The following is a 16,852-nucleotide window of genomic DNA, read 5'->3' as shown; positions in this document are numbered from 1 at the left end:
AGCGCATCCCACTGGCAAGACAAGCCAAAGGGGTTAACATCCATGCAATTCTGCCCCTGAAGGACTACCCCATGCCTCTTCGCGCGCTTGCCGTGCTGTGCTGCGCCGCCCTGCTCACCGCCTGCGGCAGTGACCGGCCCAAGACCGAACAACCGCCTGCCCCGGCGCCCGCCAAGGTGGCCAAAAAGGCCCAGCCGCTTGGCCCCTTGCCGGCTTATCAGCGCGAGCTGAGCGGCACGTTGCTGGGAATCCCCGCAGGCGCAGAGGTGGAACTTGCCCTGCTGGTGATCGATGAGCGCGATCGGCCGCAACAGCTGCTGGCCAGTAGCACCCTGCCGGGTACCGGACAGGCCTTGCCCTACCAGCTGCGCTTCAATCCCGAGGCATTTCCGGCCGGCGCCAGGGTGGAGCTGCGCGGGCGAGCCAGCCGCTCTGGCCAGTTGATCATGCACTTGCCGCCGCTGCGCATCACCCAGGCACAGACCCAGGCCACCGGCCCGCTGCAGTTCGAAAAGGCACCGTAAGTGGCGCCAGTGGCATTGCAACAGGCCCTGAGCGGCCTGATTGGCGAAGCACGGCTGGTGATCAGCGACCTGCCCGGCTGCGCGTTGAAACTATGGCTGATCGATGACCAGAACATGGACCGCGCCTTCAGCAGTGAAGAAACCCGGCGCATTCTCGAAGACCCGCCGTACTGGAGCTTCTGCTGGGCCAGCGGCCTGGCCATGGCGCGCTACCTGGCCGAGCACCGGGAGTGGGTAGCCGGCAAGCGGGTGCTCGATTTTGGCGCCGGTTCCGGCATCGCCGGCATTGCCGCCGCCCGTGCAGGTGCGCTGGAGGTCGTGGCCTGCGACCTTGATCCGCTGGCCTTGGACGCCTGCCGTGCCAACGCCGCCCTTAACGAGGTAGCACTGGGCTACAGCAGCGACTTTTTTTCCGAAGATGACCGTTTTGACCTGATCCTGGTGGCCGATGTGCTCTACGACCGCGCCAACCTGCCGCTGCTCGATGCCTTCCTCGACCGGGGCCGACAGGTACTGGTAGCCGACTCGCGCGTGCGGGACTTCAGCCACCCTTTGTACCGATCGCTCGGGGTGCTCGACGCCTTGACCCTTCCGGACCTGGCCGAGCCGCACGAATTCCGCCGGGTCAGCCTGTACCACGCCAGCCGCGAGCCTTTATAGTGGTGCCATTCACGGATTTGCGAGAGTCGCGATGAGCCAGGACACCCCATACATCTTCGATGCCACCGATGCCACGTTCCAGCAATTGGTGATCGAGAACTCATTCCACAAGCCGGTGCTGGTCGATTTCTGGGCCGAATGGTGCGCGCCGTGCAAGGCTTTGATGCCCCTTCTGGCAAAAATTGCCGAGGAGTACCAGGGCGAACTGCTGCTGGCCAAGATCAACTGTGACGTCGAGCAGCAGGTAGTGGCGCAATTCGGCATCCGCAGCCTGCCGACCGTGGTGCTGTTCAAGGATGGCCAGCCGGTCGACGGCTTTGCCGGTGCCCAGCCGGAATCGGCGATCCGCGCCATGCTCGAGCCGCATGTGCAGCTGCCGGCGCCACCCACCGCTTCGCCGCTGGAACAGGCTCAGGCGCTGTTCGCCGAAAGCCGCTTTGGCGAAGCCGAAGCCGTGCTGCAGCAATTGCTTGCAGAGGACAACAGCAACGCCGAAGGCCTGATTCTGTACGCCCGCTGTCTGGCCGAGCGCGGTGAACTGGGCGAGGCCCAGGTGGTGCTGGATGCGGTCAAGACAGAGGACCACAAGGCCGCTCTGGCCGGCGCCAAGGCGCAACTGACGTTCCTGCGCCAGGCCGCCAGCCTGCCGGAGGTTGCCGACCTGAAAAGTCGCCTGGCGCAGAATCCACAGGATGACGAAGCCACGTATCAACTGTGCATTCAGCAGTTGGCACGCCAGCAGTACGAGCCCGCGCTCGAAAGCCTGCTCAAGCTGTTCCAGCGCAATCGCGGTTACGAAAACGGGCTGCCACACAAGGCATTGCTACAGGTGTTCGAGTTGCTCGGCAGTGCCCATCCGCTGGTGGGTACGTATCGCCGTAAGCTGTTTGCAGCGATGTACTGACGGCTATCAGGCGTGGAGGCATGAGCAAGGTACGCCACCCTGCTCATGCCCTAGTGCTCAAACTCTGCTCTGGGATACGAGCGGCTCGGTACTGATCAGGCCCAGCACCTGTTGCCTGGGTTGCTCCGCCTTGCCCCGTGAGCCGGCCACTGACACGCTTGTCACGCCGTTCGAGGTCGTCTACGCCTTTTCGCCGGCCTGCCACACATACACCGGCGTTTCGCCCTCACTGAACACCCGCACTTGCCCATGGTGCCGCAACCGCACCAGCAACCGCTTGGCTGCGCCAAAGTCCCCCGTGAGGCCCTGCAAATGCTCAAGCAGCTCAGGCCCCTCCATCCGGCCAGCCGTGCGCAATAATTCGCAGGCTACCCGCCACGGCCCATCATCCTTTGCTGCTGCGGGAGGCACCGCGGCAGCTGGCTGGGGTGTCGAAGCGGGGAGCTGTTCGGCTGGCCGTGCCAACTGCGCCCATTCCTGGGGATCAAGCTCGATGGTCAAGTCCACCGGCCACTTACCGATCGTTCCACGAATTCTCACTGTAGGTCCTCGCTCAAGTCATTGTCGCCATGCTACCGCAACATGAAACCTGAGCCACGAGGCTGGCGGCCCGCCAAACAATCGTTATAACATAACTACCCCTACAATCCGCTCCTGGAGTCGCCCATGCGTCGTCTGCTGCTAGCCTTGCCCTTCGCCTGCTTGCCATTGGCCATGACGGCCCATGCCCACGGAGAACATGAGCATGATCACGGCCATGGCACGCTTGCCGCCCATGAGCATGGCGTGGCCAAGCTCAATGCCGTGCTTGAAGGCAATACCCTGGAGCTTGAGCTGGACAGCCCGGCGATGAACCTGGTCGGCTTCGAGCACATGGCCAGCAGCGATGCCGACAAGGCCAAGGTGGCCGCGGTGCGTCAGCAGTTGGAACAGCCCCTGAAGTTGTTCGCATTGACGGCGGCCGCGGGTTGCACACCAGACCAGCAAGAACTGCAAAGCCCGCTGTTTGGGGATGCCGCCAAGGCGGACGATGATGCCGACGAGCACGAAAAAGGCCACGTTCACAGCGACATCAACGCCCATTACCAACTCACCTGCACAGCGCCCGAAAAACTCACTCAGATCGACCTGTCGCCGCTGTTCAAGGCCTTCCCCGCCACGCAGAAAATCAATGTGCAATTGATCGGCCCGAACGGCCAGAAGGGGGTGGAAACCTCGCCAACCAAGGCTGTGGTCACACTCTGAATGAACCAGCCGCTGATCCACCTGCAAGACCTGGCGTTCGCCTGGCCGGGACAACCGCCGTTGCTGGATATCCCGGCCTTTGAACTGCAAGCCGGTGAAGCCGTGTTTCTCAAGGGCCCAAGCGGCAGTGGCAAGACCACACTGCTGGGCCTGCTCGGCGGGGTCAACCGGCCAGGCCGTGGGCGAATCCAACTGCTTGGACAGGACTTGGCCCTACTCGCCCAAGGTGCCCGCGACCGTTTCCGTGTGGACCACACCGGCTACATCTTCCAGCAATTCAACCTGCTGCCGTTTCTCTCGGTGCGGGAAAATGTCGAGCTGCCCTGTCGTTTCTCGCGCAGCCGCGCCCAGCGTGCCGTCGAGCGCCACGGTAGCGTCGACCAGGCCGCCCGCGAATTGCTTGCCCACCTGGGCCTGGGCGATCCGCAGTTGCTCACGCGGCGAGCCGACAGCCTGTCGATCGGCCAGCAGCAACGCGTCGCCGCCGCCCGCGCCTTGATCGGCCAACCCGAGCTGGTGATCGCCGATGAACCCACATCAGCGCTGGATGCCGATACCCGCGAAGCGTTCATCGCGTTGCTGTTCGATGAATGCCGCGCGGCAGGCTCTAGCTTGCTGTTCGTCAGTCATGACCAGAGCCTGGCCCCGCTGTTCGACCGACACCTGTCCCTGGCCGAGCTCAATCGTGCCGCCAAGCCCCGGGAGGCATGATGTACCTGCTTCGCCTTGCCCTGGCCAGCCTGGCCAACCGCCGCTTCACCGCCTTTCTGACCGCGTTTGCCATCGCCTTGTCGGTTTGCCTGCTGCTGGCTGTCGAACGGGTGCGCACCGAAGCCTGCGCCAGCTTTGCCAGCACCATCAGTGGTACTGACCTGATTGTCGGTGCGCGTTCAGGTTCGGTGAACCTGCTGCTGTACTCGGTGTTTCGCATCGGCAATGCCACCAACAACATACGCTGGGACAGCTACCAGCACTACGCCCAGGACCCACGGGTGAAGTGGGCGATCCCCATCTCGCTGGGCGACTCGCACCGCGGCTACCGGGTGATGGGCACCACCGGCGCCTATTTCGACCACTATCAGTACGGGCGCAAGCAGCACCTGGCGTTGCGCGAGGGCCGGGAATTTGCCGACGATCCTTTCGAAGTGGTACTGGGCGCGGAGGTTGCCGACGCCTTGCACTACAAGCTGGGCGACAAACTGGTGCTGGCCCATGGCGTGGCGGCGATCAGCCTGGTCAAGCACGACGACAAACCATTTACCGTGGTCGGTGTACTCAAGCGCACCGGCACGCCGGTTGACCGCACCTTGTACATCAGCCTGGCCGGCATGGAGGCGATCCATATCGACTGGCACAACGGGGTGCCGGCCCGAGGTGCGGGACGCATCAGTGCAGAACAGGCGCGTGGCATGGACCTGCAACCCGCTGCGATCACGGCGTTCATGCTGGGCTTGAACAACAAGATCGCCACCTTCAGCCTGCAGCGCGAAATCAATGAATACCGCAGCGAGCCGCTGTTGGCGATTTTGCCGGGGGTGGCGTTGCAGGAGTTGTGGAGCCTGATGGGCACTGCCGAACAAGCCCTGTTCGTGGTCTCGCTGTTCGTTGTGCTGACCGGGCTGATCGGCATGCTCACGGCGATTCTTACCAGTCTGAACGAGCGCCGCCGGGAAATGGCGATCCTGCGCTCGGTAGGTGCACGACCATGGCACATCGCCGGGCTGCTGGTACTTGAGGCTCTGGCTCTGGCAACGGCCGGGATCGTTGCCGGGCTTGGCCTGCTGTACGCCGGCATCGCCCTGGCCCAGGGTTACGTGCAGGCCAACTATGGCTTGTACCTGCCATTGGCCTGGCCCAGCACGCATGAATGGTCGTTGCTGGCTATCATCCTTGGCGCAGCGCTGTTGATGGGCAGCGTTCCGGCATGGCGAGCCTATCGGCAGTCGTTGGCAGATGGTTTGTCGATCCACCTTTGAGAGCCTGTGATGATCCGATTTCTCACTGCCTGCCTCGGGGCTCTCCATGCGCTTGCAAGCGCATGGACATGCCGTATGGGGGCCCGCCTGCCAACCGGTAGCCCCGCCCGGCGCCTGCTTTTTTCGCTGCTCGTGATGCTTGCGGTACCTGCATGGGCATCGCAGCCCAGAGAGCTCGACTGGCCCGCCCTGATCCCCGAAGGCGCACCGGTCGTCGCGCCGCAACTGGCGCCCCTGCATGACATGTCGCAGCTCAGCGATGCACTGTCTGCCGAGTCCGCCCCGGCCGCGCGCCAGCAGGCGCCTGCTGCACCCGTGGTGAACAGCCTCGATGGCCAGCAGATCAAGCTGCCGGGCTACATCGTGCCGCTGGAGGTCAATGAGCAAGGCCGCACCACCGAATTTCTGCTGGTGCCGTACTACGGTGCGTGCATCCACGTGCCCCCGCCCCCGTCGAACCAGATTGTGCACATCGTCAGTGAAATGGGCGTAAGGGTCGAAGATCTGTATCAGCCCTACTGGATAGAGGGCACGATGCATGTCAAACCCTCGAGCAGCGAACTGGCTGAGGCGGGTTACCAGATGGAAGCCGAGAAGATCTACGCCTACGAACTCAGATGAGCCTTCCGAAGGCCGGTGCAGACGCTTCTTTGAGCTGGGTCAAACTTTCTGTTTAGTTGCATCCGTACCATTGGACTACACGATTATCAACGTCCTTTGGGAGCTTCCATGAACAAGTCCTTGCTCGGTGCCTCACTCGTGGCCCTGGCACTCACCGCCCCGGCTGCGCACGCTTATCAACCCGGTGATTTCATCGTACGTGCTGGCGCCATCACCACCGCGCCCAACGAGAGCAGCAGCGACCTGAAGTTCGACGGCAACAAGGTGGCAGGCACCAAGGCGACCCTGGACAGCGATACCCAGCTGGGTCTGGCATTCGCCTACATGCTCACCGACCACATTGGTCTGGAATTGCTGGCAGCCACGCCGTTCAAGCACACGGTAGGGGTGAAAGGGCTGGGCGGTGGGCTGGATGGCAAGCTGGCCGACATCAAGCAACTGCCGCCAACCCTTTCGTTACAGTACTACCCGATGGAGGCGTCGTCGAAGTTCCAACCCTATGCGGGCGTGGGCATCAACTACACCTTGTTCTTCGATGAAGACCTGAGCAGCAACCGCAAGCAACAAGGGTTCAGCAACCTGAAACTGCAGGATTCGGTCGGGTTCGCCGGCCAGCTGGGCATGGACTACATGATCACCGACAACCTGCTGGTCAACGCCGCTGTCTGGTATGTGGACATCGACACCAAGGCCAGCGTGAACGGCCCGAGCGCCTTGGGCTATAGCAAGACCAAGGTCGACGTGGACGTGGACCCTTGGGTCTACATGGTCGGCCTGGGCTACAAGTTCTGATCGAGCGCTGTAAAACACACGGGGCGGCCAAGGCCGCCCCGTTTCGTTACTGTCGTACTGAGCGCCGGACTGGGCGCCCATCGGTCGCTAACGGAGCTTGCCCAACAACCGGGACAGCCCCTCCACCATCGAGGTGGCCCGCTTGAAGTCGAAGCGAGCCAGCAACCGCCTGTTGTCCGCACGCGAATGGCGGATGTCGCCCGAGCGCGGCGTGGTATAGCTGACTGCGGGCAAGCTGCCCACCACCTGCTGGAGCGCAGCGAGCATCTGGTTCAGTGACGTGGCCTGGTTGAGACCGATGTTCACGGCCCCCTCCTCGACCTGCGCTTGCTCGAGCGCTTGCACCATGACCTGTACCAGGTCACCCACATACAGGAAGTCCCGCGTCTGTTCGCCGTCACCGAACACGGTGATTGGCTGACCTTGCAGTGCACGCTCGCTGAAGATGCTGATGACGCCCGAATAAGGCGAGGAAGGGTCCTGCCGCGGCCCGAAGATGTTGAAGAACCGGAATATCACAGGCTCAAGCCCATGCTGGCGCCGGTAGAAGTCCAGGTACTGCTCGCTGGCCAGCTTGTCCACGGCATACGGTGTCAGCGGCGCCTTGGGCGTATCTTCGGCAATGGACTGGCCTTCACCGTTGTTGCCATAGACCGCTGCACTGGACGCGAACAACACGCGACGCACCCCGTGAACACGCATGGCTTCGCACACGTTGAGCGTGCCGATGAAATTGCTCTGGTGCGTGCGCACCGGATCGTCGACCGAAGCCTGCACCGAGGCCACCGCAGCCAAGTGCACCACGGCCTGGCAGCCTGCCGCTGCGCGTTGGACCAATTCGGCGTCGGCAACGTCCCCCTCGACAAGCTCAAGCAGGGGGTGGCCCAGTTGCAGGTTGTCGCGCTTGCCCGTGGAGAGGTCGTCGACAATGCGCACGGCGTAGCCACGCGCCAGCAAGGCGTCGCTCAGGTGAGAGCCGATGAAGCCGGCACCGCCGGTGATCAGGATGGGGGCATCAGCCATGGCGATAGAACCGGTCCAGAAGAGGCGGCAAGCCTGCACGCCAGGCACGGGGCTTGATACCGAAGGTGTGAAGGATTTTCTTGCACGCCAGCACTGCGTTCTGCGGCTCTTCGCTGGCATCCGGGCGCGCGGCATGGGCCTGCGGCGTTGGCGTCTGCACCGCGAGCTGTCGATGCTGGCCGGCCTCGGCGAGGATCGCCTGGCCTAGCGCCACAGGCGTGGTCGCTTCGTTCCCGGCGTAGTGGTAGGTACCCCACAACGGCGAATTGCAGTCCAGTTGCTTGAGCACCGAGAGAATGACCCTGGCCGCATCGTCGACGGGTGTCGGGTTGCCACGCCGATCATCGGCCAGCAGCAATTCCTGGGGTAGCTCGGCGCGCGTCAGGAAACGGCCAAGCAGGCCATCGATACTTTCGTCCAGCACCCAGCCGAACCGCAACAGCACATGTTGCGGGCAGGCCGCACGCACGCTTTGTTCGATACGCCAGAGCGCCTGCCCGCGCAGGCCAAGCGGCAATGGCTCGTCCTTTTCGCTGTAGGCGGTGGCACGCGAGCCATCGAACACGCGGTAGCTCGAGGGCTGGACCAGCGTGATCTGGTGGTGCTGGCACAACTCTGCCAGCCGCTCCACGGCGCGTTCCTGAAGCGCCAGACGCTGCTCGCTGACCGACTCGGCCTGGAACCAGTCGAAGTAATACGCCAGGTTGACCACGGCGTCGGGACGATGATCGTCGAGCAACTGGGTAAGGCTGGCAGGCGCCCAGCCCTCCTCTGGAGGGCGCGGCGCCATGAAAGCGATGTCCTCCTCGGCCCCAAGACGAATCAGCGCTTGCCCGAGGGCATTGCCACCACCCAACAGCATTAGGCGCATACGCATAGAGTCAGCAGATCCGGAGGTTGTAAGGGAAAGCGGCCATTTTGCGGTTTCCGGGCGGGGAAGTCCAACGTGGGGCCGTATGGGCATTGCTGCGGGAGAAGGTTGCCCCGTGGCCAACTTTTTCCTCGAGCACACATGACGCGACCACCTACTCGACTTCAAACAACCCATTCCTGAGCGGGCCCACATCCAATCGCTCGCGGATGTCTTCATCTATGCGGGGGTCATCAGGCCGGTACAGTTTTACTTGGCGGTAGGCGTTGATGCGATTGATCTCCTGCCCCAGGTACTCCCACACCACTCGGGTACAGGCGGGATTGCGCCGGTCGCCGCTGGACACGCCTGCCTTGAGGCCGTTGAGGCGGGTGATACGGCTTTTGAAGCTGGGGATGAGAATGGTCTGGCTCATCTCGTTGTAGGTAAGCGATTCGTAGTCGATCAGGAACACCCGGTCCTGCAACTGGAAAGCAGCCCCCAGGTACCGACAACGCACTTCGGCATGCAGGTCCGTTGCGCTCGACCGCTCCTGCCGCTCCTGGCGCTCGAACAGAAAGCGCCCGCCCTCCTCCCACAGATGCACCAGTGATACCAGGACCGTACCCGGCACCGACATGCAATTGGAGTACTCGAAGTAATACCCGCAGTAACGCGACAGGTTGCCCGCGTGATCATGCAGAGGCCGAAACAGCTCGCTGATCGGATCGCCGGTTTGCTCGACCGAGGACGGTACTCGCGCGCCGATCAAGCGTGAAAACTGATCGGCGGGCAGGTCGAGCTCGTATTCCTCCACCCCGAAGAAATCGCCAATGCGTTTGAGGTTGTAAGCCGTCGGACGGCTTTGCCCGCTCAGGTATTTGTTGAACTGGGCGCGATTGATCGACAGTTGGCGGCAAACTTCGGAGATAGAGCGGTAGTGGCTGCAAGCCAGCTTGAGATTGGTAGCGAAATGCTCGCTCATGACAATGGCCTACGTGACGCGAATAGCGCCAGTTTAGCATCAAGTCGCATCAATTAAGACCAAGCCGCGAAATTGTAACGACTCTTGTCATGGCCAACCATGCGCCCCAACGAATAGCGGCACGCCTGCCGGCCGCTGGTCTTTCCACACGAAGAATAAGAATCGAGGTCATTTTCCAATGCTCGAAGTACTCAACGATTTCCTTTCGGGGAAACTGCTCATCGTGCTGATCGTGGGGCTGGGTAGCTACTTCACCCTCCGTTCCCGGTTCGTCCAGTTCCGCCACTTCGCACACATGTTCGGTGTGTTCAAGGAATCGCTGCGTGGCCAGGCAGGCCAACTGAGTTCATTCCAGGCCCTGATGCTGAGCCTGGCCGGCCGAGTGGGCGCCGGTAACATTGCTGGGGTCGGCATCGCCGTGACCCTGGGCGGCCCAGGTGCCGTGTTCTGGATGTGGGTCACCGCGCTGGTGGGCATGTCGAGCAGCTTCTTCGAATGTACCTTAGCCCAGGTGTACAAGCGCGCCGACGGCGATGGCCTGTACCGTGGCGGCCCGGCCTACTACATTCAGCATGGCCTGAAGTACAAGGGCATGGCGATCGTCTTCTCGATCCTGCTGCTGGTCACCTATGGCTTCGCCTTCATCGGCCTGCAGTCGTACACCGTGACCCACTCGCTGCAAAACGCCTTCCACTTCGATCCGCGCCACACCGGCATCGTGCTGGCAGTGCTGCTGGCCATCACCTTCATTGGTGGCATCAAGCGCATCGCGGCGGTGTCCGACCTGCTCGTACCGATCAAGACCTTGGCCTACATCGGCGTGACCCTGTACGTGATCGGCACCCAGATCGAACACGTGCCGGCCATGCTCGAGACCATCTTCAAGAGCGCTTTCGGTCTTGACCCCGCGTTCGGCGGCCTGCTGGGCAGCGCCATCGTCATGGGCGTGAAGCGTGGCGTATTCGCCAACGAAGCGGGCCTTGGCAGTGCACCGAACGTGGCCGCCGTCGCAGCCGTGAAGCACCCAGGTGCCCAGGGCGTGGTACAGGCGTTCAGCGTGTTCCTCGATACGTTCGTGATCTGCACCTGCACCGCGCTGCTGATCCTGCTGTCGGGCTTCTACACCCCTGGTTTCGAGGGTGACGGCATTGTCCTGACCCAGAACTCGCTGGCAGCCGTGGTAGGCGACTGGGGCCGTATCTTCGTGAGCGTGGCGCTGTCGCTGTTCGTGTTCACCTGCATCCTCTACAACTACTACCTGGGCGAGAACAGCCTGCAGTTCCTCAGCCGTAACCGGGCTGTATTGATGGGCTTCCGTGCCCTGGTACTGGCATTGGTCGTGTGGGGCTCGATGCAGGACCTGACCACCGTGTTCGCCTTCGCCGACATAACCATGACGTGCCTGGCCTTCGTCAACCTGATGGCCCTGGCCTTGCTGTTCAAGGTCGGCCTGCGTGTGATGCGCGACTACGATGACCAGCGCAAGGCTGGCATCAAGCAGCCCGTGTTCGATTCGGCCAAGTTCGCCGACCTGGACCTGGACCGCAATGCATGGCCTGCCAACCCGCAGGTGGAAACAGCCGCTGACAAAGCTGTCGGCCAGGCTCAGCCGCTGCGCTGATAGGCTGACATCGCCAGCCGCCCTAGCGAGGGTTGTGCCAGTTGTTTGAGTCACCAGGGGCCGCATTGCGGCCCCACTAGCCTTCCCTCCAAAGCGCGGCTCTTCTTTCCCGTTCATCGCTACGGACGCTTTCCATGCGCGCAGTAAAGAACCTCCTCGTGCTCTACACCGGTGGCACCATCGGCATGCTCGAAACCCCGGAAGGCCTCGCCCCGTCCGGCGGCTTCGAGTCCCGCATGCGCGATCATTTCGCCGTGATGGCCGACGCCCCCGAAGTCACCTGGACGCTCCAGGAACTGGACCCACTGCTCGACAGTGCCAACATGCAGCAGCACAACTGGCTGGCGATGCGTGATGCGATCGTAGATGCCGTGCGGGTCCGTGACCATGATGCGGTACTGGTACTGCATGGCACCGACACCCTGGCCTACAGTGCAGCGGCACTGTCGTTCCTGTTGCTGGGGCTGCCGGTTCCCATCCTGCTGACCGGCTCGATGCTGCCGGCAGGCGCACCTGGCAGCGATGCCTGGGACAACCTGTGCGGTGCACTGCGCCAGTTCGATCATCCCCTTGAAGCGGGCGTGCAGCTGTACTTCGCGGGGAAGCTGCTGCACGGTTGCCGCGCCTCGAAGCTGCGCAGCGAAGCGTTCGATGCCTTTGCAGCCCTGCCGCGCCACCGCCAGAGCGAGCACGTAGCCCCCTTGCCGGCACACTTGGGTTATCAGCAGCCCCGTCAGCGCGTAAACCTTGCGGTGGTGCCGGTGTTCCCTGGTTTGCAGGCCGGTCATCTGGACGCTTTGCTCGGCAGCGGCGTGCAGGGCTTGTTGCTGGAATGCTATGGCAGCGGCACTGGGCCGTCCGATGATCAGGCGCTGCTCGACACTTTGCGTGCAGCACGCGAGCGTGGGGTCATGTTGGTGGCCATTTCCCAGTGCCCGGAAGGCGACGTGGTCTTTGATACCTATGCCGCCGGTAGCCGCCTGCGGGCAGCAGGCCTGGTCAGCGGGGGCGGCATGACGCGGGAGGCGGCCCTTGGCAAGATGTTCGCGCTGTTGGGTGCCGGGCTGGACGTGGATGAGGCCGAGCAGTGGTTTGCCCTGGACCTGTGCGGCGAACGCTAGAAGTGGCGGAAGGCAGCGGGAGTCGAACCTGCCCGGGAACGGATGCCGTCCCCAACCGGGTTTGAAGCCCGGCCGCGCCACCGGGCGCGATTGCCTTCCTTGAAGTGGGTGCCTGGCCTGCTAGCGGGCCAGGGCACTGTCACTGCGGATGTACCGCTGATCGCCGACCCTGCGGGTCAGGCCGATCCGGTCGAAATACTCCAGGATCTGTACACTGCGCTTGCGACCGATGCCCAACATATCGCGAAATGCAGCAACCTGCACTACCGGCGTGTCACCCATGTGACGCTGCAGCAGCTCTGCCATACGCTGTAGAGTCGGTTCTGGGTAGAACAGGTCCCGCACCACCTGGTGCAGCAGCCCCAGGCGTGCGAGCTTGCGCAGTAGCAGGCGTACATCGGCCTCAGCGCACTTTTCCTCGCTCGCCAACGTCCTGACCCAAGGCGGATCGTAGGCTGCGGCCAGCAGTCTGGGCTGCAGGCGGGCCCAGAGCGCCTCATCTGCGGCACTGAGCTGGACCTGATGATCAGGCAAGTGCAGCCAGGGGCCGCTGCTGGCCACTGCGCCCTCGGCCAGCAACTGCTCAAGTAAACTGACGAACCCCGGCCTGTCCAATGGCAACGCCGCGAAACGGCGCAGTCTGTCACGGTCCGGGCCCAATTGATCGGGCTCCTGCTCATGAAAGGCCGCCAATTGGGCCAGCACACGTTGCTTGAGCGCCTGCCATTGGCTTGCGGCGAACAGCAACTGACCTTGGCGGGTGGCGATCACGAGTACGTCGTCGGGTAATTGCCAGCTGTCACGCAGGCGATTGAACTGTCGCTCCAAGCGCTGTGGGTCCAGCCCACCCGGTGCGCTGGCAAGCAAACCCGGCAAGGCCTGCTCAAGGCCCGCACAGTCGCGCAGCACCTGCAACTGTTGCAGCCTTTCGGCGCTGCGGCGTTGTCGACTGGGGGCGAACGGGTCCAGGACCGTGCCGCCGCCAAGCGTGTATTGAGCGCGCTGATCGCGCAGCACCAGGCGGTTGCCATGCACCGCTTGCAAGGGGGCGTTGAGCAGCAACTGTGCGAACATGCGCTGCCCCGCCGCCAAGCTCTGCCCTTCGAGTAAAGCCACCCTGGCAGTTACGTCCTGGGTACCCAGGTGCACGTGCACCGCACTGAAATGCTCGAAGGCACGGGCTTGGCCGGGCAGCAGGCTCAAGTCAATATCGATGCGGGTGCTGGGCGCGTGCAACCACTGCGGCACCAGCCAATCTCCTCGGCGTATCTGGTCCACCGCCAGGCGCTCGGCGGCTATGTTGAGCGCCACACGCTGCCCTGCCTCCGCCACCAGCGCGGGCTGATTCTGGGCATGCAAACCGCGCACCCTCACCGGCCTGCCGGCCTTGCCCAGCAGCAACGTGTCGCCAGCGGTGATCCGCCCTGCCAGCGCCGTGCCAGTCACCACTACCCCCGCGCCCGTGACGGCGAACGCCCGGTCCACGGCAAGGCGAAAGCCTCCGGCCACACTGCGACGGCGGGCATGGGGCGCTGCCGCCAGCAGGGCTTGGCGCAAGGCGTCGATACCGGTGCCCGCGGTACTGGATACGGGAAATTGCGGCGCGTCGGCATACGGGCCAGGCGCCAGCAGTTGGCTGACTTGCTGCTTCACCGCTTCCACGCGTGCGGGCTCGACCCGGTCGCACTTGCTGATGGCCACCAGCGCCTGGGGAATGCCCAACAGTTCGATGATCGCCAGGTGCTCGCGGGTCTGCGGCATGACCCCATCGTCTGCCGCCACCACCAGCAGCACCAGGTCTATACCGTGGGCACCGGCCAGCATGTTGTGGATAAATCGCTCATGGCCCGGCACGTCGATGAAGCCAGTCAGTGGCGCCTGCTCGGCCAGCGACGCGTAGCGATAACCCAGGTCGATGGTCATGCCACGGGCCTGTTCCTCCTGGCGGTGGTCCCCGGCCTGGCCCGTAAGCGCTTGCAGCAGCGCCGTCTTGCCGTGATCGATGTGCCCGGCGGTCCCGACAATCACTGCAAGGCCCCAAATTGCAGGCCTGGCAGCTGCGCCAGCCATTGGGGTTCATCGTCCAGCTGGCGCAGGTCCAGCCACAGTGCATCGTCGTCGATGCGCCCAAGCACCGGCACCGGCAACTCGCGCAGCGCGCGCTCCAAGGCATGCAGGCTGCGCCCGCGCAGACGCTTGGACACCTGCGCACGCACGCACAAGGCGGCGCTGGGCAAGCGTGCGACAGGCTGACTGCCGCTGCCGATCATGCCCAGCGTCGGCTGTACGCTGACGCACCACTGCTCGCCCAGGCAGGTTTGCAACGCTGGCGCCACGCGCAGGGCCTGGGTATGAATCTCTGCCTGGGCACGCGTGAGCAGGCGCAGGCTGGGCAGGCGCTCGGCCAGGCGATCAGGGTTGCGGTACAGCGCCAGTACGGCCTCCAGGGCGGCTAGGGTGATCTTATCCACGCGCAAGGCGCGCTTGAGCGGGTTCTTCTTGATCCTGGCGATCAAGTCCTTGCGCCCGACGATGATCCCCGCTTGCGGGCCGCCCAGCAGCTTGTCGCCACTGAAGGTGACAATGTCGGCGCCATCGCTCAATGCCTGGCGCACCGTCGGTTCGGCCGGTAGTCCCCAGCGCGTGAGGTCCAGCAGGCTGCCACTGCCCAGGTCCTCGAGTAGCGGCAGGCCGTGCTGGCGGGCAATACGGGCCAGCTCCGTGGTGGGTACCTGGGTGGTGAAGCCCTGGATGCTGTAGTTGCTGCAGTGCACGCGCATCAGCAACCCGGTGCGCGGGCTGATGGCGGCCTCGTAGTCGCGGGCGTGGGTGCGGTTGGTGGTGCCGATCTCATGCAACCTGACGCCAGCCCGGGCCATGATGTCGGGTATCCGGAAGGCGCCACCGATCTCGATCAGTTCGCCACGGGAGATGATGCCTTCCTTGCGGGCGCCCAGGCTGTTGAGCGCCAGCAACACAGCGGCTGCATTGTTGTTCACCACGGTGACGGCCTCGGCGCCGGTCAGTTCGCGGATCAACCCCTCGATCAGGTCATCGCGATCACCGCGCTTGCCCGTGCTCAAGTCAAACTCGAGGTTCAGCGGGTAGCGCGCTGCGCACTCCATGGCCTCGATGGCTTCTTCAGGCAGCAAGGCGCGGCCCAGGTTGGTGTGTAACACCGTGCCAGTGAGGTTGAACACGCGGCGAACCTGGCTGCGCTGGTTGACATCGAGGCGTTCGCCGGCGCGGCCCAGCAGTACCTCGGGCGCCACCTCGGCAGCACCGAGCTGGCCATTGCGGACAAGGTCGCGCAAATCGTCCAGCAAGTGCCGCAAGGTCGACAGAACAGCTTCACGGCCGTAACGCTCGATCAGCGCTAGACAAGCCGGGTGGCGCAGGAGTGTATCGATGGAAGGCAGGCGAGGCGTGACGCTGGCTAAGCTGGAGGACATGCGGTACTACCTTGGACGGGTCCATTGTCTGCTGGCCTTGTGGAAGGCAAGCGACGGTAACGCAGACATCCGCAGGTTCGAGAACCTTCGAAATCCGTGTCAAGGGCGCTTGCCAGCGCAAGGCAACTCGGTCTCACAGTGTAGACAATCAACCGCTAGCCGGGCGAGACCATCAGGTTGGGTGCCAGACGATGGTACCCCTCCTCGTCCAGGCGCATGTCCAGGGCCAGGCTAGCCAGGTCGTCGGCCAAGGCTTCGGCTGCTGCGTCATTTTCCAGATAGTGTTGCTTGAGGTAGCTGTTGCACCCTGGGCAACACTCGGCACGCAGCGGCGCTTTGCCGGGCCCGTGACGGTCATCGTCGAGCGCGCTGTAGCGCAGGTCTTTGCTGGAGTCGCAATACACGCACTTGACCCGCACCACGTGCCACTCGCAGGCGCACAACGAACAGGCAAGGTAACGCAAGCCGTTGTGCTTGCCACGGTTACGTACCACGCCCGCCATGGCCGGCGAACCGCATGCCGGGCATTGGGCAAGGCTGGCAGCGGGCTTGAGTTCGGTACTTGGCAGTGCCAGCAACCAGCTTGACCAGGCAGCCTGCAGGGCTGCGCCCACGAACGGCACCAGTGCAGGGGGCACGGCATCGTACTGGCCGCTGAGCAGGGCAATTGCCCAACCCTTGCGCTGGGTATCGTCACTGATGCGCAGCGTGTGCAGTGCTTCTTGCAGCGGGCCTTGGCCCGGCTCATCGAAATGATCGAGCAGCGCCTGCAACCAACCCAGCCATGCGCCTTCGCGCACAAGGCTGTCAGCCGCCAGGGGCGGTAGCCCGTGACTTATGCACAGGCGTTGGCGCTCCTGGGCAACAGGCAGCGCGCTAGGCGGGTTATCCACAAGCTGCTGCTGGATTCGGCATAGCCGCGCGATCAACAGCAAATAGTCGCCCATGGCATGGCCCTGGGCCAGGCGCTCCAGGCGAGCCGCCCGCACGTCGAAGAGGTTGCCTGGCGGCAGGTGCAGAAACGGCGGCATGACGGCCGATGCTTCGATCTGCCCAGGTTCAAGTACGGTACTCAATC

The 16,852-nt window shown here is 63.6% G+C and carries 17 protein-coding genes and 1 tRNA gene; 10 read left to right on the top strand and 8 right to left on the bottom strand.

The features are described from left to right. Positions 1-71 precede the first annotated feature (71 nt). The 3 genes from ACF8R3_RS09900 to trxA are packed head-to-tail and all read left to right on the top strand — an operon-like array spanning position 72 to position 2,088. Positions 72-524: a YbaY family lipoprotein gene (locus ACF8R3_RS09900; protein ID WP_058638671.1), complete on the top strand. Its 453-nt coding sequence runs from the start codon at positions 72-74 to the stop codon at positions 522-524. Further along, the gene (locus ACF8R3_RS09895) at positions 525-1,184 is read left to right on the top strand and encodes a class I SAM-dependent methyltransferase (protein ID WP_392515545.1); all 660 of its coding nucleotides are present in this window, start codon (positions 525-527) and stop codon (positions 1,182-1,184) included. A gap of 31 nt (positions 1,185-1,215) precedes the next feature. Further along, positions 1,216-2,088, top strand: a complete 873-nt coding sequence (gene trxA, locus ACF8R3_RS09890; protein ID WP_058603969.1) for a thioredoxin — start codon at positions 1,216-1,218, stop codon at positions 2,086-2,088. A 180-nt stretch (positions 2,089-2,268) separates the two neighbouring features. Here trxA and ACF8R3_RS09885 read toward each other — a convergent pair whose 3' ends face one another. Then, positions 2,269-2,628: a hypothetical protein gene (locus ACF8R3_RS09885; RefSeq protein ID WP_058638672.1), complete on the bottom strand. Its 360-nt coding sequence runs from the start codon at positions 2,626-2,628 to the stop codon at positions 2,269-2,271. A gap of 126 nt (positions 2,629-2,754) precedes the next feature. Here ACF8R3_RS09885 and ACF8R3_RS09880 point away from each other — a divergent pair, with 126 nt between their 5' ends. From ACF8R3_RS09880 to ACF8R3_RS09860, 5 genes are all read left to right on the top strand, one after another. After that, the gene (locus ACF8R3_RS09880) at positions 2,755-3,333 is read left to right on the top strand and encodes a DUF2796 domain-containing protein (RefSeq protein WP_392515544.1); all 579 of its coding nucleotides are present in this window, start codon (positions 2,755-2,757) and stop codon (positions 3,331-3,333) included. Continuing rightward, positions 3,334-4,044, top strand: a complete 711-nt coding sequence (locus ACF8R3_RS09875; RefSeq protein WP_196125870.1) for an ABC transporter ATP-binding protein — start codon at positions 3,334-3,336, stop codon at positions 4,042-4,044. Further along, positions 4,044-5,309, top strand: coding sequence for an ABC transporter permease (locus ACF8R3_RS09870; RefSeq protein ID WP_392515543.1), 1,266 nt, complete (start codon positions 4,044-4,046; stop codon positions 5,307-5,309). The genes ACF8R3_RS09875 and ACF8R3_RS09870 overlap by 1 nt, the downstream gene beginning before the upstream one ends. Positions 5,310-5,444: 135 nt before the next feature. Then, on the top strand, positions 5,445-5,930 hold the full coding sequence (locus ACF8R3_RS09865; RefSeq protein ID WP_033737060.1) for a DUF3299 domain-containing protein: 486 nt from the start codon (positions 5,445-5,447) through the stop codon (positions 5,928-5,930). A gap of 108 nt (positions 5,931-6,038) precedes the next feature. Beyond that, positions 6,039-6,722 (top strand): OmpW family protein, encoded by a 684-nt coding sequence (locus ACF8R3_RS09860; RefSeq protein ID WP_100852333.1) that lies wholly within the window; start codon positions 6,039-6,041, stop codon positions 6,720-6,722. 87 nt (positions 6,723-6,809) lie between these two features. On the opposite strand, the gene ACF8R3_RS09855 is transcribed toward ACF8R3_RS09860, so the two are convergent. The 3 genes from ACF8R3_RS09855 to ACF8R3_RS09845 all read right to left on the bottom strand — a co-directional run bounded on the left by ACF8R3_RS09855 (position 6,810) and on the right by ACF8R3_RS09845 (position 9,580). Continuing rightward, positions 6,810-7,745 carry an NAD-dependent epimerase/dehydratase family protein gene (locus ACF8R3_RS09855; RefSeq protein WP_058603962.1) on the bottom strand — a complete coding sequence of 312 codons (936 nt, stop codon included), beginning with the start codon at positions 7,743-7,745 and terminating at the stop codon, positions 6,810-6,812. After that, complete coding sequence (locus ACF8R3_RS09850; RefSeq protein ID WP_033695074.1) at positions 7,738-8,622, bottom strand: sugar nucleotide-binding protein; 885 nt, start codon at positions 8,620-8,622, stop codon at positions 7,738-7,740. Before ACF8R3_RS09850 ends, ACF8R3_RS09855 begins: the two co-directional genes overlap by 8 nt. A 148-nt stretch (positions 8,623-8,770) precedes the next feature. Further along, positions 8,771-9,580, bottom strand: coding sequence for a helix-turn-helix transcriptional regulator (locus tag ACF8R3_RS09845; RefSeq protein ID WP_145256259.1), 810 nt, complete (start codon positions 9,578-9,580; stop codon positions 8,771-8,773). Between the two features lie 178 nt (positions 9,581-9,758). Between ACF8R3_RS09845 and ACF8R3_RS09840 the strand changes: the two genes are divergently transcribed. Beyond that, the gene (locus tag ACF8R3_RS09840) at positions 9,759-11,201 is read left to right on the top strand and encodes a sodium:alanine symporter family protein (protein WP_058638680.1); all 1,443 of its coding nucleotides are present in this window, start codon (positions 9,759-9,761) and stop codon (positions 11,199-11,201) included. A 134-nt stretch (positions 11,202-11,335) separates the two neighbouring features. Then, positions 11,336-12,322 (top strand): asparaginase, encoded by a 987-nt coding sequence (locus ACF8R3_RS09835; RefSeq protein ID WP_058638681.1) that lies wholly within the window; start codon positions 11,336-11,338, stop codon positions 12,320-12,322. Between the two features lie 3 nt (positions 12,323-12,325). Here ACF8R3_RS09835 and ACF8R3_RS09830 read toward each other — a convergent pair. From ACF8R3_RS09830 to fdhE, 4 genes are all read right to left on the bottom strand, one after another. Further along, positions 12,326-12,421 (bottom strand) — tRNA-Sec (locus ACF8R3_RS09830). A gap of 21 nt (positions 12,422-12,442) precedes the next feature. Beyond that, positions 12,443-14,350, bottom strand: coding sequence for a selenocysteine-specific translation elongation factor (selB, locus tag ACF8R3_RS09825; RefSeq protein WP_392515542.1), 1,908 nt, complete (start codon positions 14,348-14,350; stop codon positions 12,443-12,445). Then, on the bottom strand, positions 14,347-15,774 hold the full coding sequence (selA, locus tag ACF8R3_RS09820) for an L-seryl-tRNA(Sec) selenium transferase (RefSeq protein WP_392515541.1): 1,428 nt from the start codon (positions 15,772-15,774) through the stop codon (positions 14,347-14,349). The genes selB and selA overlap by 4 nt, the downstream gene beginning before the upstream one ends. 155 nt (positions 15,775-15,929) lie before the next feature. Further along, the gene (gene fdhE, locus ACF8R3_RS09815) at positions 15,930-16,850 is read right to left on the bottom strand and encodes a formate dehydrogenase accessory protein FdhE (protein ID WP_058603956.1); all 921 of its coding nucleotides are present in this window, start codon (positions 16,848-16,850) and stop codon (positions 15,930-15,932) included. Between the last annotated feature and the right edge of the window lie 2 nt (positions 16,851-16,852).

It is taken from the genome of Pseudomonas sp. FYR_7, from assembly GCF_043106155.1.
GTDB lineage: Bacteria > Pseudomonadota > Gammaproteobacteria > Pseudomonadales > Pseudomonadaceae > Aquipseudomonas > Aquipseudomonas parafulva_B.
The sequence above is the reverse complement of the archived record's forward strand: the minus strand, read 5'-3'. Positions and strand labels throughout refer to the sequence as shown.